Annotated in this window: 21 protein-coding genes; 16 read left to right on the top strand and 5 right to left on the bottom strand. The window is 47.2% G+C overall.

What is annotated here, in order from left to right; genetic code table 11:
- Positions 1 to 139 precede the first annotated feature (139 nt).
- Entirely contained in the window at positions 140 to 349 is a 210-nt protein-coding gene (locus tag B3W37_RS12010) for an iron-sulfur cluster assembly accessory protein (protein WP_483171555.1), read from the top strand.
- A 453-nt stretch (positions 350 to 802) separates the two neighbouring features.
- The gene (locus B3W37_RS12005; protein ID WP_483175934.1) at positions 803 to 1,438 is read left to right on the top strand and encodes a poly-gamma-glutamate hydrolase family protein; all 636 of its coding nucleotides are present in this window, start codon (positions 803 to 805) and stop codon (positions 1,436 to 1,438) included.
- Between the two features lie 265 nt (positions 1,439 to 1,703).
- Here the strand turns inward: B3W37_RS12005 and B3W37_RS12000 are convergent, their stop codons facing one another.
- A complete protein-coding gene (locus B3W37_RS12000) occupies positions 1,704 to 2,054 on the bottom strand; it encodes a glutaredoxin family protein (protein ID WP_483171553.1) in 351 nt (116 codons plus the stop codon).
- 140 nt (positions 2,055 to 2,194) lie between these two features.
- Between B3W37_RS12000 and B3W37_RS11995 the strand changes: the two genes are divergently transcribed.
- Positions 2,195 to 3,355 carry a pyridoxal phosphate-dependent aminotransferase gene (locus B3W37_RS11995; RefSeq protein ID WP_483175932.1) on the top strand — a complete coding sequence of 387 codons (1,161 nt, stop codon included), beginning with the start codon at positions 2,195 to 2,197 and terminating at the stop codon, positions 3,353 to 3,355.
- 227 nt (positions 3,356 to 3,582) lie between these two features.
- Here the strand turns inward: B3W37_RS11995 and B3W37_RS11990 are convergent, their stop codons facing one another.
- Entirely contained in the window at positions 3,583 to 4,044 is a 462-nt protein-coding gene (locus B3W37_RS11990) for a hotdog family protein (protein ID WP_481042553.1), read from the bottom strand.
- 61 nt (positions 4,045 to 4,105) lie between these two features.
- Between B3W37_RS11990 and B3W37_RS11985 the strand changes: the two genes are divergently transcribed.
- The 5 genes from B3W37_RS11985 (at position 4,106) to B3W37_RS11965 (ending at position 8,688) form a co-directional block, all read left to right on the top strand.
- A complete protein-coding gene (locus tag B3W37_RS11985) occupies positions 4,106 to 4,327 on the top strand; it encodes a hypothetical protein (RefSeq protein WP_483175930.1) in 222 nt (73 codons plus the stop codon).
- Positions 4,328 to 5,226: 899 nt separating this feature from the next.
- Positions 5,227 to 5,658 (top strand): MarR family winged helix-turn-helix transcriptional regulator, encoded by a 432-nt coding sequence (locus B3W37_RS11980; RefSeq protein WP_481042550.1) that lies wholly within the window; start codon positions 5,227 to 5,229, stop codon positions 5,656 to 5,658.
- Positions 5,659 to 5,707: 49 nt separating this feature from the next.
- On the top strand, positions 5,708 to 7,570 hold the full coding sequence (locus B3W37_RS11975) for a heavy metal translocating P-type ATPase (protein WP_483175928.1): 1,863 nt from the start codon (positions 5,708 to 5,710) through the stop codon (positions 7,568 to 7,570).
- Between the two features lie 150 nt (positions 7,571 to 7,720).
- Positions 7,721 to 8,173: a hypothetical protein gene (locus tag B3W37_RS11970; protein WP_483171588.1), complete on the top strand. Its 453-nt coding sequence runs from the start codon at positions 7,721 to 7,723 to the stop codon at positions 8,171 to 8,173.
- 170 nt (positions 8,174 to 8,343) lie between these two features.
- Positions 8,344 to 8,688 (top strand): DnaJ family domain-containing protein, encoded by a 345-nt coding sequence (locus B3W37_RS11965; RefSeq protein WP_483175927.1) that lies wholly within the window; start codon positions 8,344 to 8,346, stop codon positions 8,686 to 8,688.
- Between the two features lie 161 nt (positions 8,689 to 8,849).
- On the opposite strand, the gene B3W37_RS11960 is transcribed toward B3W37_RS11965, so the two are convergent.
- Entirely contained in the window at positions 8,850 to 8,990 is a 141-nt protein-coding gene (locus B3W37_RS11960) for a hypothetical protein (protein WP_483175926.1), read from the bottom strand.
- Positions 8,991 to 9,254: 264 nt separating this feature from the next.
- On the opposite strand from B3W37_RS11960, the gene B3W37_RS11955 reads away from it, so the two are divergent.
- From B3W37_RS11955 to B3W37_RS11930, 6 genes are all read left to right on the top strand, one after another.
- The gene (locus B3W37_RS11955) at positions 9,255 to 10,457 is read left to right on the top strand and encodes a PQQ-dependent sugar dehydrogenase (RefSeq protein ID WP_483171548.1); all 1,203 of its coding nucleotides are present in this window, start codon (positions 9,255 to 9,257) and stop codon (positions 10,455 to 10,457) included.
- 299 nt (positions 10,458 to 10,756) lie between these two features.
- Positions 10,757 to 11,329 carry an RNA polymerase sigma factor gene (locus B3W37_RS11950; RefSeq protein ID WP_483171547.1) on the top strand — a complete coding sequence of 191 codons (573 nt, stop codon included), beginning with the start codon at positions 10,757 to 10,759 and terminating at the stop codon, positions 11,327 to 11,329.
- Positions 11,330 to 11,767, top strand: a complete 438-nt coding sequence (locus B3W37_RS11945) for an anti-sigma factor family protein (protein WP_483175924.1) — start codon at positions 11,330 to 11,332, stop codon at positions 11,765 to 11,767.
- The gene (locus tag B3W37_RS11940; RefSeq protein WP_483175923.1) at positions 11,764 to 12,417 is read left to right on the top strand and encodes a hypothetical protein; all 654 of its coding nucleotides are present in this window, start codon (positions 11,764 to 11,766) and stop codon (positions 12,415 to 12,417) included. The genes B3W37_RS11945 and B3W37_RS11940 overlap by 4 nt, the downstream gene beginning before the upstream one ends.
- Entirely contained in the window at positions 12,410 to 12,757 is a 348-nt protein-coding gene (locus B3W37_RS11935; protein WP_483175922.1) for a GerW family sporulation protein, read from the top strand. Before B3W37_RS11940 ends, B3W37_RS11935 begins: the two co-directional genes overlap by 8 nt.
- A gap of 80 nt (positions 12,758 to 12,837) precedes the next feature.
- Positions 12,838 to 13,230: an EVE domain-containing protein gene (locus tag B3W37_RS11930; protein ID WP_483171544.1), complete on the top strand. Its 393-nt coding sequence runs from the start codon at positions 12,838 to 12,840 to the stop codon at positions 13,228 to 13,230.
- 141 nt (positions 13,231 to 13,371) lie between these two features.
- Here the strand turns inward: B3W37_RS11930 and B3W37_RS11925 are convergent, their stop codons facing one another.
- Positions 13,372 to 13,623 (bottom strand): YkuS family protein, encoded by a 252-nt coding sequence (locus tag B3W37_RS11925; RefSeq protein ID WP_481042530.1) that lies wholly within the window; start codon positions 13,621 to 13,623, stop codon positions 13,372 to 13,374.
- A gap of 99 nt (positions 13,624 to 13,722) precedes the next feature.
- Complete coding sequence (locus B3W37_RS11920) at positions 13,723 to 14,151, bottom strand: universal stress protein (RefSeq protein ID WP_483175920.1); 429 nt, start codon at positions 14,149 to 14,151, stop codon at positions 13,723 to 13,725.
- Between the two features lie 455 nt (positions 14,152 to 14,606).
- Here B3W37_RS11920 and B3W37_RS11915 point away from each other — a divergent pair, with 455 nt between their 5' ends.
- Complete coding sequence (locus tag B3W37_RS11915; protein ID WP_483175919.1) at positions 14,607 to 14,924, top strand: hypothetical protein; 318 nt, start codon at positions 14,607 to 14,609, stop codon at positions 14,922 to 14,924.
- Between the two features lie 146 nt (positions 14,925 to 15,070).
- Positions 15,071 to 15,295: an ATP synthase F0 subunit C gene (gene atpE / locus B3W37_RS11910; protein ID WP_481042524.1), complete on the top strand. Its 225-nt coding sequence runs from the start codon at positions 15,071 to 15,073 to the stop codon at positions 15,293 to 15,295.
- The last annotated feature ends 826 nt before the right edge of the window (positions 15,296 to 16,121 follow it).

The raw sequence follows: 16,121 nt of genomic DNA, 5'->3' as shown, positions 1-16,121 counted from the left end.
TAATTGAAAGGAGGATTCATTCATTATGCAAGTGTTAAAAGCCGATTCCGCAACGATTGAGGACCTGAAACAGCTTTTGAACGATCAGAAGATCAATACCAGCAACCTGCGCATCACCGCCAACATGGGGTGAGGCGGCATGGCGTTTAATCTGGTTCTGGATGAACCAGTTGAAGGCGACAAAGTCGAAGAACACCAGGGCATCAAGTTTTCCGTAGAAAGTGATATATATGATAAGTTTGGTCCATTCCACCTTACCTCGATGCGGCATAGCGGTCAGGTGTTTCTTCAACTGCGAGGAGAAAAACAGAACGATGGCGGCGGATGCGGCTCCTGCTCATCCTGCTGATAGACACCCGATAAATCATTCCTGTATCCTACCCACAAACCTGCCGGAGTGATCCGGCAGGTTTTTTTACACCCCGTAAAGTCCTACTACACAGGCTTTCAAAGCCATTTCCATAGTGCGAAGCGCTTGCATTTAATGGGTAATTTCAGCCTCACTGCCAGATCAATTCTTTTTTTCCATCATATACATTACCTCCCTTACCTATTGCTACAATCCCACTATACTCCGCCTATTTGAGCCTACTTTCAACCATAGCAGATGCCTATACCCATATTTACCAAAAGGTTGAATGAATATCGGGTCGAATTATGTAGGCACAGGGCGAACGAGCATATCCTGGATTTATTATCAAAACGCCCTCAACTATGGCAGGCATTTCAGGCGTAAGTTTTTTTGCCCAATTAAAGCTGCAGTTTTGAAAAAATCACAGAGACAGGGAAGGAGACTCACTTCATGAAAAAAAGGATTGCATTGTTGTTATTGACAGTATTTATGGTAACCACTCTGGCCTATCCGGTCCTGGCAGATACTTATTCCAGTTACAGTTCCCTGAGAGCCCATAATACATACGGTAAAGACTATAGGATCGTCACCCGTGACCGGGCTTCGTCTAAGGCCGTCATTGCCATCCATGGAGGCAATATCGAATTTGAAACCGATGATATCGCCTCTGCAATAGCAGCCCGGGGCGGATATGATTACTATGGCTTTATCGGTCTCAGGAAGGGCTTTGCCATGCACATAACTTCCACTAGGTTCAATGAACCCAAAGCCCGCAGGCTGGTGGCCAAATCCAGCAAGACCGTAGCCATCCACGGTTTTGGCGGAACCAGCCGGGCCATCACCTATGTGGGCGGACGCGACAAAGTCCTGGGCAACAAAATAAAATCCGCCTTGAGGGCGGCCGGATTTACGGCCGTATCCGCTCCCGCCCGCCTGGCCGGCACAGCCAAATCCAATATCGTCAACCGCAACAGAATCGGCAAAGGAGTACAGCTGGAGCTCAGCCGTCCGATGAGGTCCAAATTGGCTAACAGCAGCGCTTCATTCAACCGCTATGTCAACGCTGTAAACCGGGCTATGAAATAAAATATTAACTAGAAATGCAGGCCGGCATGGCCTGCATTTCTATTATCTGTCCAATCTTTTAAAACCCGGAAGCATGTAATAGCGTGGTGGAGATTGTTAATTTCTACTATATACCAATCTTTTAAAACCCGATCCCAATGGGAGTATCGGATGGGACTGATCCCCCCCTCGCTTTTGCCAAAGATCCCTGCCTGGCAATAGCCTTTTCCAGCTTTCAACTCCCACCAAAAGCACTACTCGCTATTTTTTCGGGCAGACCTGGCAGTTAAATCAGTTTATCAGGCTTTAGGTTGTAGGCGTGTTTGCATTTGGGACATGTTACTGTAAGGTTGCCTTTGTCTATGGGTACACGCATCCTGGCCCGGCAATTTTCACATTCAATTACGCGGTGGTCGACAAGATCCAGAATTTTTTGCTTATCAAAGCCTATAACCACATCATCGCCGATAAAAAACGTTGGCACGCCCTTTATATTTCGGTTTGCCAACTCAACTCGCGCTTCTTCATCAACATTTATATCTTTCTCAACGAAGCTGATCTTGTTGCGGGAAAGAAACTCCTTCGCCATGGTACAGTAGGGTCATGTCTTAGTGGTGAACATAATCACTTTCTTCAACCCTGATCCCCCCTTTTAACGGACCTGCAAGTTCCACAATTGGCATCATCGGTTGATTGTACTTTAGAACGATAGTAGACTGAACCCAAGCCTCTTATATAGAATTATAGAAAAAAGTATGTCAAGGAGCAAAATACTAGATGAATAAGTTAACGCCATCCTCACGAACCGAACAATTATCTCCTTTTATTGTTATGGAAGTCCTGGAGAAAGCGCAGACCATGATGGCCCAGGGCGAAGACATCATCCACCTGGAGGTCGGGGAGCCCGATTTCCCCACGCCTGAACCGGTAAAAGAGGCCATGCTGCGAGCCATTGCTGATGACGATACCCATTATACCCACAGCCTGGGGAAAATAACCCTGCGGGAGGCTATAGCGGAGCATTATTGGAATAAATACCGGGTTCAGATCTCCCCGGAGCAGGTTATCGTGACCTCCGGCACATCTCCGGGGATGCTGTTATTGTTTTCCGCACTCTTGGAAAAAGGCGAGGAAGTCATACTGCCTGATCCCTACTATGCCTGTTATCCCAACTTTATCCGCTATGTAGATGGGAAAGAGGTTTTTTTGCCGGTGTATGAGGAAGACGGCTTCAAATACCGCCCCGAGGAAATCAAGCGGCATCTGGGTCCGCGGACCCGGGCCATCCTGCTCAATTCCCCCGGGAACCCAACTGGAGGAGTATTTACCGCGGCGGATCTCCAAGCCCTGGCAGGGCTTGACAGGCTTATCATAGCCGATGAGATATATAACGGTTTGATATATGAAGGCGAGGAGCATAGTATCCTGGAGTTCACCGACCGCGCTTTTGTGGTCAACGGCTTCTCCAAGCTCTATGCCATGACCGGCTGGCGTCTGGGATATGTGATTGCTCCCCGTGAGTACATCCGGGCTATGCAGATAATGCAGCAGAACTTCTTCATATGCGCATCCTCTTTTGCACAAGAAGGGGGTATTGCAGCCTTACGGGAGTGTGAGCAGGAAGTCAAACAGATGGTTGATATCTATAATGAACGGCGCTTGTATCTGCTGCAGCGCCTCAAAGCCTTGGGGATTGCCACCCGCCACGATCCCGTAGGGGCTTTTTATGCCCTGGCAAATGTGAAGAAGTATACCGCCGATTCCTACAGATTCGCTTTTGATATTCTGGAAGAGGCCAAGCTGGCCGTTACGCCCGGCATCGATTTCGGCCGCAATTGCGAGGGGTATATCCGCTTTTCCTATGCCAACTCCCTGGGCAATATTAAAGAAGGCCTTGACCGCTTGGAGGATTTTCTCAAGAACCGAATATTGCCTTAATAGAACGGTAAACCGGCAGGAGGCTGCTCCTTTTACCTGTGCCAAAAGCTTGGGCTTTACAGCCCGCAGCTGCCCGGCCCCTCGTAGATGACGATAAAACCCGGAAATAAACCGGCCAGCATGGATTGTCCTTACCACAATACTGTCGACAGCAAGACCGCAGGCAGACTGCGAAGATCATCGCTGATATCTGCCTGCGGCCATATTTAACCTTTAATAGCCTGTCATTAAGCCTTTTTCTTGGCCATCATGGTGGTCTGATACTCAATGACCTGTTGGCCGCGCTGATTATAAGTCTTGTTCTTATAGATGAACAGATTCATTTCCGGGTTCTTGGTGGGACGGAAATCGACTACTTCCGCATCAGCGGTCAAGGTGTCGCCGAACAGCACCGGAGTGGTGATTTTAACATTGTCAATTCCAATATAAGCATAGATTTCATATCCCACATCGGCTAAAAGATAAGCGATCGTGTCAGCATGGTGCACCAAGCCATCAGCTACCGTAAAAATAATCGGACCGGCCAGGGAGCGTTCCTTGAACCAGGTATTCTTGGCATACTCCGAATTGCTATGTACCGCCATATTAAACCAGGTGAGTTGGTGTAAAATAGAAAAGTCCCCTACATCAAGTGTGCGGCTGACCTTACAAGGGATTTTGGTACCGGCTGCTAAAGTGCCATTACTCATTAAACTTCCCCTCCTTAATTATTACTGCTCATTGATCCCCCGCAGGGGACTGCAGATCACATTGGACAAAAACAGTATCATCGACCATCAAAATGGCCGCAACATCGACCCGGCACAGAGATTCATCCAGCCTGAAAACTTCATTTATCTGTTCAGGGCTATCTGGAATTTCATGAATCTCTGCGTCTATTCCGAGTTTACCAGGTCCACAAGCAGCGGTCTGAGACTAACTCACAACACTATGTACTTATCCATTGAAGTCTTTTCAAAAACCGGCCGTTAACCACCACCTCCCAATAACTATAGTTCCTACCTGAAATTAAAGCACCCTATCTCCGGGAAACATATTCCCCGGCATTTTGTACGTTTTCTGTCGATGATTTGGCGAAAAGGCCTCCCTGATAACCTGGTCAAGGCGTCTCTTTACATCATGCTATATTAACGCTGAAAAACCGGTCGCAAGCCAGTCCCTTCTAAATTGCTGATCGCTGCTCAACCCGTCAGCGACTGGCATAAATGTACATTGAGGGCCGGATACAGATTTAAAGCAGTAATTTAAAAATTGCGTTCTCTTATCAATTATCAGGGTGCGCAAATTTTTTAAGCAGAACCGCAGGCCATGACATGTTTATATCTGGTAATAATTCATAAGGGCCCGCAGTAACTCACGGGTATGCCTGGTTGGAATAAGCAAATGGCGGTGCTGCTATGAAGGTATGTTTATAGTGAGTTATAAATAGCTTATCATACGCCATAAATTTAGTAAATTTTAATAAAGTCCAAGCCCACAGCTTAGCCCCGACCAGAATTTGATGGGGTTTTGTTCACCGCATGCAGGGCAGGCACGGGGTAATGATCCAAGCAGCCGAAAATGTCCCCCATGCCGGGATCGCCATTGATAATAATAGGTAAGTGACATCCGCATTAGATGCCAGGAAAAAAAACCTTCTTAAAAAGAAGCTTAGTGCCGTTCGCTAATATCATCAATTCAAATCTGTATCCGCGGTTTCTTCGGAACCCCCCTTTCCACAGCTGGCGGCCATTTTTTTGATGTAACCAATAGAGCCGATGCTTCCCTGATATTAAATGTTATTGTCAGCCGTAAACAGCTGAGGTATTATAGTTAGGTAATCAAATTGTTTGATTTTATTACTATTAGATAATCTAAGGGTGGTGTTTTAATTGGAACCTAATGATGCTCTTCTTAGGGAATTGACCGACCAGCTGCTTAATTTTTATAATGCTTTTTCTTCGTGGGAAAACTCGATTATTCGCGCTAGTGAACTGTCCGTATCTGAGGCTCACGCCATAGAAGTATTGGGTCAGTTTGGAAAGATGAATATGAAAGGCCTGGCTCATAAATTAGGGGTCACCACCGGAACAACCACGGTCACTATGGATCGCCTGGAAAAAAAGGACTACGCCAGCCGGGAAATGACCAAAGAAGACCGGCGGAGCTACTTTATCAGTCTGACCGAGAAGGGTAAAGCTGCATTTGAAGAACACCATAAATATCACCTTAATCTGACCGAGCAGATAGTATCTAATTTGACAGACGAGGAAATCATCCAGTTGGTATCGATACTCAAAAAGATTAGTCATACTACTTTCTAATATTGAAACCCGCAAGGCAACATTATTGTCACTGCAGGAGTGAAGACACATGATTGGAAGATTTTCACGGAAAGAATATTTAGATAAGCTGCTGAATATACACGAATTCTATATGGTAGCTTGGGGATTCATTTTTATCGTCTCCAGCTATCTGTTGAAGCAATACCATCCTCAATCAGCATCGGCGTCATTTCTCGCCTTGATTGCAGTACTCATATTAGGCGGCCCCATCGTATGGAACGCTGCAAAGGGCTTGCGCGAACTACAGACCAATGTAGATGAGCTGGTCAGCCTGGCCATAGTAGCTTCCGTTTTTATCGGCGAATACCAGGCTGCAGCTGTCGTTGCCTTTATCATGGTATTAGGATCTCTGTTGGAGAAATTTACCTCGGAACGCGCCCGGTCAGCTATTCACTCTTTAATTAAATTAAATCCGGATCAGGCTACCCTTTTAATCGATGAAGAGGAAATACCCGTGCCTATCAAAGATGTCAAACAGGGCGACCTGGCTCTGATCAGACCGGGAGAACGGATTCCCGTAGACGGTTTAATCATTCGGGGTGAAGCGGCTGTAAATCAATCTTCGCTTACTGGCGAATCAATGCCCGTTGATAAGAAACCTGGAGATCAGGTATATGCCGGCACGGTTATATACAGCGGCATGTTGGTGGTGCAGGTCGAACGAGCCGGAGAAGAATCCACTTTGGGCAGGCTTATTCAGTTGGTCCAGGATGCTGAAAGCGTAAAAGCCCCTATCCTAAGAGCAGCCGACCGCTATGCCAAATATTTTACCCCCGTTATCATCGCACTAAGCATATTAGTATTTCTATTTACCAGAGATATCAACCGCGCGGTGACTCTGTTAATCGTAGGATGTCCCTGCGCCTTCATTCTGGCAGCACCTACGGCCGTTACAGCATCTCTGGGCAATGCCGCAAAACACGGAGTTCTCATCAAGGGAGGCGCCTTTTTGGAAGAGCTGGGTAGAATTGATGCCGTATTATTTGACAAGACCGGCACCTTAACTACCGGTGAGCCTGTAGTCGCAAAGATCGTGCCTTTTGCTCCCCATTCCGAGAACAGCCTCCTGGCACTGGCCGCATCGGCGGAAAAATACTCCGAGCACCCTGTGGCAAGAGCCATCCTTAAAGCGGCTCAAGAAGCCGAATGCATGCTTAGAGAACCTGAAAGCTTCCGGCAGATTGTCGGCAGCGGCATCGAAGCCCTGGTCGATGGAAAACCGGTCTTTGTGGGTGCAGTGCAAGAGGGCGATCCGGATTATGATAAGGTAAAAAACGAGGATCATTCAGGAACGGTTTTAATCGTCAGGCAGTCCGAAAAAGCGCTAGGTTACCTGGCCGTTTCCGATCAAATTCGTGCCGATGTCGGGGTTGTGATTGAGAGCCTGGACAAAATCGGCATCAAAAAGGTAGCTTTGTTAACCGGGGATGGTTTCGCGGCTGCGTCCGGGATCTCAAAACAGGCAGGTATTGAAGAATTCTATACCACCCTGTTGCCCGGACAAAAGCTTGAATATATCCGGGGGTTACAGCAGCAGAACTACAAAGTAGCTATGGTCGGCGATGGGATCAATGATGCGCCTTCCCTGGCGGCGGCCGATATAGGTATAGCGATGGGCGCTATGGGTACCGACGTGGCCCTTGATGCGGCGGATATTGCCTTGATGAATGATGAGCTGGACAAAATCCCTTTTTCGCTAAGGTTGGGCAAGACTACTCTAAACACTGTTAACTTCAATATCGCCTTTGCCATGGTATTCAACTTTTTAGCCATTATTGGTTCGGGCCTGGGTTATTTACATCCTATCAGTGGAGCTGTAGTTCATAACATAGGGTCTGTTTTTGTGGTTATTAATTCAGCCAGGCTGATCAGAAAAACCTTTTCTAAGTAATAATAGGCGGGTAGTATATGGGGTTGGCCGCTCCGTTATATCATTGCCCTGCAGGGCAGACAGCCGCAAAGAAATAATGGCGGTGCAGTCTAATGATATAATAAGATAACTAACTTCAGAATCGAAGGGCAGGTGAAATAATTGGTTTCTATTATTGTAGTAATGGTTGCGGTGGTCTTATTGGCCCTGGTATTCATAGCAGCAGCAGCCGCAATAAAAAGCGAGCCCCAGCAAGGAGGAGAGGTAATGATTAGAAAAGTATACGTTTATCTGGTCCTGTTCGCGACCTTGATGATGGTCATCGGGGGCAGTGTGTCAGCCTTTATGGCCGCGGCCGATCTGGTGGCTCCGGCGCCATACCACCAGACTTACGCCGAGTTCAGGCAGTATGGCAGCAAAGAAACGGCCATAAACCCCGATTCCCCGAATATTAGCGAAGAGGAATGGCAGGCCAGATACCAGACCATAGTAGACGCGGAGAAGCAGCGGCAGGCAGACAGAGCCAAAAACAGCCTTATAAAGAGTTTGGGCTGGGTGATCATCCCTTTGCCGGTTTTTGTCTTCTTCCAGCGCAGGCTGAGCAGCCCAGACAACCGGGAATAATTGCTGCTTTTGAGGTATTGGGTCCAGCATTGGCATACATTATAGTATTCTTAAGGGAAATAGGCCCTCTGGGTGGAATCGGGCCAAAAGTCTATATCATCCCGCCGGGCGCAATTCAACTCCAGGGATGCTAAATTTCCCTTTTTACTATAGATAAAGGCGGTGCTCATATGGCGGATTTATCAATCGCTATAGAGATGATCATCAGAGAAGCAGTCGAACGCGGCGAACTCCAGAATTTACCCGGGGAAGGCAAGCCTATAGAGTTGCGCAACCTGAATCCCTTTGAAACCAAAGAAGACAGAATACTCAACCGCTTACTGGCCGTTTCACTGGCCGCTTCTGGAACGCTTCCCGTAGAAATACTGATTCTCAAGGAAATAGAGAGTGTTCAAAACAAGCTGGCAGAATGTCAAGCAGACAGCGAAGAAAAAGAGCTACTCAGAAAACTCGAGGAATTACGTATTAAATATGATATTCAAAAAGAAGCCCGCCTCAGTTTCTATTATCGCTGACCCCTTCAGAGGTTAGGATCATAATATGCTGCAGCATAAGCCTCACCTCCCTTATTGGGAGCGTGAGGCTAGCTAGTATTATGGCCAGATTAATACATAGGAAGCTCCCGGGCTGAATTCACCATTGACATAATTGGGGGTCAATGAGCGCTGACTGTGAATCAGCCTCCGCCGCCTATGGGCTTGGAATCACTATAGACACCGGGCTTTTTGCAGTTATCGCCTTCTTTTTCAGGGCAGGCGTTATCTTGGTGTTTCTTCAAAACCGAATCGATTTTGCTCTGTTTATCTTTGTGTGTCATACTGTCCCTCCTTTGCAATAGCATGATTAATTATTGTTTAGTATTTTAAATATCAGACGTTTATATACAAATTCAAGTTCTAAACCTCGCTCGATTTTCGCTTAAAGTCTTTTTAGAAAGGTATCTGCGTACTTGCCCAGGCGCAGCCGCTCAAGCCCGGGAGTATTGTTATCAGACCGAATAAGCATCGTTACGTATTCGACAGTAATGACAAAATCCTACCCGGGGGTATTTTTGTTATAATCCTGTTAAGGAGGTGATTATATGCGAAAACTACCACTATTGGCCCTGTTGGTATGGCTGCTTTATGCAGCCGGCTGCAGCCTGGCTGACCCTCAGCCCGGCAATCGGAACACAAATATGCCAGAAACAACCGATAACCCTTCACTCAGCTCCGGAAGTGTTAAGCTGGTTGAAGCCTACCCCAACCTTGCTTTCAATCAGCCTCTCGATTATCGCCCCGCCAATGATGACAGCGGCAGGGTATTTGTAGTTGAAAAGAGCGGCAAAATACTGGTATTCCATAATGATCCTCAAGTTCAAACTGCGCAAATATTTCTGGACCTGACCAGCCGGGTAGACAGCAGATCCTCGGAAAAAGGCTTGTTAGGGTTAGCTTTGCACCCTGACTATAAAAACAACGGCCTTTTCTATGTAAACTATACCAATCAGAATAACACCGTCATCGCGCGCTACCAGGTAAGCCCTGCCGATTCCAACCAGGCTTTGTTATCCAGCGAGAAAATTATCCTCACTTTTTCTCAACCGTACGCCAACCACAATGGAGGTCAATTGGCCTTTGGCCCCGACGGCTATCTCTATATCGGCAGCGGGGATGGCGGTTCGGCAGGAGATCCCCAAAATAATGCTCAAAACCTGGGCAACTTATTGGGCAAAATTTTGCGCATCGACGTCAACAGCTCTGCTAACGGGATGGCCTATGCCATACCGCCGGACAACCCGTTCTTCGGGAATCAACAGGGTTTTAAGGAAGAGATCTATGCCTATGGGCTGAGAAATCCGTGGAAGTTCAGTTTCGATCAGGTGCAGGGCCGGCTCTGGGCTGCGGACGTTGGTCAGAACAAGGTAGAAGAAATTGATATCATCAATAAAGGCGCCAATTACGGATGGAATAAAATGGAGGGCAGTCTTTTCTATCCATCCACAGCTTCCTATAATACGGCCGGATTTACCATGCCGGTGTGGGAATATCAGCATCCCCAGGGTAATGCCATTACCGGCGGCTACGTCTATTACGGCAAATCAGCTCCCAGCTTGAATGGATGGTACGTATTTGGCGATTTCGCCACCGGCATGATCTGGGCGGTAAGGCTTGATGAGAATATGAAGGCGGAAAGTCGAACCTTACTGGATACTGATTATAATATTTCATCATTTGGACTTGACCAGAATAATGAACTGTATGTACTTGATTATAATGGCAAGATATATAAACTAGTTGAGTAAACCTTCCGGCAGTTATCGATGCTGTAAACTCCCTTCCTGGGCTGCACCCGGAACATTCCGGTGCAGGATATTTCGACCAGGCCTTCGAAGCAATGCTGCATTTTCAACCTGCTGACTGAATGAGACTGCTATGCAGTCTGGATTTGTCATCACCACGCGTTTTTACTGAACTCATTGGAATAATAATCCTTTGGTTCAACAACTTGTCATCGCCAGTCTGTTTAAAAAAATGTCTATATGCTGAAACTTTTCTATATCCAAGGCTGTAATGGGTAGTAATAGCGAGGGGGGGAGCCTGGTTGGCCGAGGATGACCGTCAATTGGTACTCAGATGCAGGGACATGCATGAAGAGGCATACCAGGAATTGATGCACCGCTATGAGGGCTATGTATACCGCCTTTGTTACAATTTTGCCGGCAATCGTGAAGACGCCCTGGATCTGGCCCAGGAAACTTTCATCAGGGTATTTAAAGGCCTGGATACTTATCAATTGAACCGCGCTTTCAAGCCCTGGCTGCGCCGAATTACGGTTAATACCTGCATCAGTTTCCTGGAAAAACGCACGCCTCCAGCCCTGTACATCGACCAGCCTTCAGCGGACGGCACTACCCTGGGCGATATCCTGGCTTCGAGCCGCGACCCGGCACAAGAGTTCGAATGGAAGGAAACCGGCCGGATTATGAAAGAAGCCCTCAACCGGCTTTCTCATATTTACAGGTTGTTGATTATTCTTCGTCATCAGGAGGATCTGAGCTATCAGGAAATAGCCGATGAAACCAACATGCCGCTGGGTACGGTCAAAACCTATCTATTCCGTGCTCGGGCCGCTTTGCGTAAGGAAATGTCAGGTTATTATGCTTGGGGGGAATAAATGATGGAATGTAGTCAGGAAAGTCTACAGATCTATCTGGACGGGGAAATGGACGCCCCGGCCAGGAAGCGAATGGAGGAGCATCTGAGTCGATGCCGTTCCTGCCGCCAGGAAATGGCCCGTTTACAGCTGCTCTGGCTGCAATTAGGCCAGCCCGGTGCAGTAGATCTTCCCCTGGAACTGCCGTATATTCGCCAGCAAATCATCCACCAGTCCATCAGCAGCACAAAGCAAGCCAGAGGCTATAATTACTGGGATACCCAGAAACTAGCCTGGGAGCCTGCCCTGCTGGGGGCTAGTTATCTCCCCGGCATAGGCTTGTTATCCGAGTTAAGTCAGTCAACCCTTCATCAAATCCCCCGGTTAATATCGGGTACGATCACTTTTGCCCGGCGGCTTATTTCCCCCCGGGGCGATAAGAAAGGAGGGCTGCGGTGATTGCGGCGCTGTGGTACTTGCTGGATGCCCTGCTAGTTTTGCTGCTGGTGGTGTTGCTGGCCCCCATCAACTTTGATTTCAGGGGAGGGTACGCTCAAGAGCTGAAATTGAAGGGGAGAATCGGATGGGCCGGGGGACTGCTCAGCCTGGAGGTGATGCGCGGTCAGGGGAAAACCAGCCTTATTCTGGGTTTATTCGGTCTGAGGAAGCCTGTTTCCACAGACAAGGGTACGGATAAGGCCAAAAAAAAGCCCAAAAGCCAAAAGCAGCGCTCCAAATCAACTACCCGCCTGTCAGCCTTCATCAATCGGGAGCTTTTAGCCGCAGTAAAGGCCGCATTGCTCAAACTGCAGCGGGCTATGCATTTAGATCTCAATGTATCCGGGCGTTACGGCTTTGATGACCCATCATTGACCGGATTTGCAATGGCAATTATGTCAGCGGTGCTTTGGAGCAGCAGCACGCTTAACTTTTACCCGGATTTTACCGGGGAGGCGCTGGATATTCAGGGAAAAGCCAGCGGATACTTTATCCCCTTGCAGATCATCATTATCGTCTTATTATTCTTACTGGCGAGGCCGGTTAGAGCCATATGGTGGCCGATGATAAAAATGCGAAAAAAACAAAAGGAGGCTGTTCAATATGCTTAAAGAAAGTCTTGAAGCCCTGGTATCTCATCTGGAAAACATGGTGCAGGCCAAGACGGTGGTTGGCGACCCGATCGAGAGTAACGGCAAAACCATCATTCCTCTGATTTCCGTCCGCGCAGGCTTCGGCGCCGGCGGCGGAGAGGGCAATGAACCGCAGCACGGGGCCGGCAAAGGCGAAGGCGGCGGGGCAGGGCTCAGTATTACACCGACCGCTTTGCTGATTATCGATCAGGACGGCACCCAAGTCTATTCCCTGGGACAAAAAGGCAGCGTTTCAAAACTGGTTGAACTGATACCTGAATTCATGAGCAAAATGGGTAAACCCGGCCAGCAGGGCTAAACTGTTGTAAGCGGCGCAAGTGGGGCAAAATGCGAAGTCAGGAACTTTCCCCACTTGCGTCAGGATGCAGAGGTGAATAAATGGCTTACTGGTTATTGAAAACCGAGCCTGATGAATATTCCTGGTCGGATTTAATCAGGGAAAAGGAGGCGGTGTGGGATGGCGTCAAGGCTCCGCAGGCCCTGGCCAACATCAAAAAGATGCTGCCCGGGGATCTGGCCTTCATATACCACACCGGCAGAGAAAGGGCCATCGTGGGAACAGCGGAGATCGTCAGTTCCTCTTACATGGATGCAAATACCAAGGGATTAGTATTTAAAGTGGCCCCAGTAAAGGAATTGGCCCGAAAAGTGATGCTGGCCGAAGTCAAAGCCAGCAGGAGATTCGATAATTGGGATCTGATCAGGCTTCCGCGCCTATCTGTGGTCCCTGTCACCCCGGAGCAATGGGGCCAAATTGTAAACTGGGAATAGCCGACACATCCGCTACACAACAATTTCCCCAGGACTTTGACCTGGGGAAATTGATTTATACATGATACTATTCAGGCAACAAGCATTTGTACATCAGGAGCAATCGCTGCCTGATTATACATGTCTATCTTATAACCGGATTTATTGCAAATCTCTGGAAACCTGTTTAATCGCCATCCAAATCTCTTCAGGGCTCATCCCCTCCGCGCTGACTACCGGAGCATCGATCATGATATCCGACATGCCCAGAAAATTCCGGTCCATTCCCGACAGAATGACTGCATCCACCTTCTGATTCCTGGCCGCGTCAATATTGATGATTCGGCACCCTTGTTCTGTCAAGAAGTTCTTTACCGGTGCAAGTCCATCATCCACAGCTACGACTTTATTCACCCTGTCACCTCCAAGTAAGTAGTATCCATATTATGTGGTTGCAAGTCTGCCTTTATGCGAACCGCCCCCATAAGTCTGATACTACCTGGCAGAATACGACTAGGCGCGATAAATGAGCACGGGACAGTGCGCCGTCTGTAACACCTTATGGCTGACACTCCCCAGTACCATGCCCTTGACTGTGGAGAGTCCGCGGCTGCCCAGCAGGATCAGATCAAACTGGTGTTCCTCGGCATATTTACATATCTTCACACCCGGATCGCCGCTGACAACAACCGTATCAACCTTAAGACCAGCGCTTTCGAGGCTGGCTCGGGTGTTATCCACCACCATTTGTGATAAAGGCTCAAACCTGTTTGATTCTGAAACCATAAAATCCATGGCCTGCAGAGGCAGGGACGGCGAAGGGGCCACGCTTATCAGAGTAATCGCTTCCACCATTCCGCTCTGGGCCAAATTTTTGACCAGTTTGATGGCTCCCTGAGAACTATCCGACCCATCCACTGCCACTAAGACTTTTTTGAACATAGCTGACCATCCCCTCTTCAAGCTTTACCTCAATTAGAGTAATTAATTATGAAGCGAACTGAATAGACGTTTTCCGTTGCGTTGCCGTGCCGATTCCGGCTCGGCCAACCCGCAGCTTTGTAAAGAAGCATTTCCCAATTCATCCTTTACTTTACTTCTAATCAGGTTCTCTATATGCCCTAATTGCATCATAACAAAAAATTAGAGTCTTATTAATAGACCGCAGCTTGTTATACTATTCTTTTGCATATCTGTGTAACCCTCACATTGTGTTGTAAATATAATATGATACGGGAATGTCGCTTTGGCTAAGAAATGAAGGGAGGGCTGCTGAGGCTCAGCATGTCGTTTAGACTTACGGTTGCGGTTTTATTTGGCCTGGAGTGATTTGAATATATTTCGGATTCATTGGAAAATGGGGGGTTTTAAAGATGTGATGGAGGGGAGGTGTGAAAATGACTGAACTGCAACAATTGTTTTTATTCTATGTTTTCATTTATTACCTTATTAAAGGCGGCATATATGTGGCGTTGTATATCGGAACCATCATTGCAGAAAGAGTAGCACTGCAACAGCTAGAAACAAGAAGAAGTTTTTATCAGAAAAAAAGAGCCGATGAACGGCAAAATTGGAAAGTGGCATATAGTCTCTATGACAGGAAACAAAGTGTTCCCACACCAAAGCCTTTAACTTTATCCCAATTAGTGTCTAATCCGAATTCATTTACAGCATATTCCTTTGTCAACAGCAATGGGCATAAGCCGTTATTTTGAACCCTGTAGCGGTCGGTATCAGATTTTCAGGCAATTTTGTTGCCACATTCGTATATATTGCTCTTTATCATAAGCCATTAACTAAGTCGAATCCCCTGGATGTCGCTAATAAATAAGTGCATCGTGGCATGGAAGGAGGGGAAACTATGGAACTTATTGCCTTGGGAGCCGGTCTGGCAGTATCCATCGCTGGCATCGGCGGCGGCATTGGTATGGGTTTGCTGGGGGGCAAATCTTTCGAATCAATCGCCAGGCTGCCTAAAGTACGCGATGAGATAAAACGACTTCTGTTCATCTCCTTAGCTTTTATTGAAACATTGACTATCTATGGTCTATTGATCGCGCTCATGTTAGTAGAAAAAATGGGTTAAAGCTTATTAATCAATTAATTTACTCCATTGAATGTAATAGTATCTTTTCCCTATCAGGCGGGTAGGGCAACTGGAGAGCAACCCGCGCGCCTGACAGGATTCCACCGAGAGGTAAAGGCGGTGGTTAAGGGCCCCCGGTCTTACCTCTGGAAGAACTTAAGCCATATACTCCTGGGGCAAGAATAATGACATCAATGTTAAATTTTCAATAAGCTGTACCTCGTTTTCTCTGGCTGTGACAAGTTTAACAAGCGGGGTCGCTTCCCTAATTTATATAATATGCTGCAGGACATCATTTTGTGTGCCCATAATTTTCATGACAAGTAATGATGCTCTGATTCCTAAACCGGCTGTGGTGCACGAATAATGAACTGCAAGGCAAAATTATAACTAAGGCACTCCGTCTACGGTTGTTACAAATTTAACAAGCGAATTTGCTTTCCTATTTCCTATACTATTCTGAAGATTATTATTTTGTGCATTGTTCTTCGCAAAAAGCATACCGTCTCCCCGGCATAATTCCCTATCGCTTCTGTTAAGCGCTCATCCCTCATAAAACGGCTTCAGAATGATTCACATCGATTGCCTGCATCGTTTACTGATCTTCTTGGCCAGCGCGATGATAATAATTACGCCGCCAACCCCTCATCCAGGGCAGATATCACCTGGCATATGTTCAATTTTTTGTATGCCAATACTCCCCCCGCCCTAATTACTGTTCTAGCTACATTTCCAGCGGCATAAGCCCGTAAAGGTGAATCCACTAATTATTTTTAACGCTTGCAGTATCATTTCAGTTTGTGTAACATATATTATATAACATATG

Source organism: Syntrophomonas sp. UBA5494, assembly GCF_002426325.1.
Note: the sequence above shows the minus strand (reverse complement) of the source record. Positions and strands in the feature narration are given on the sequence as shown.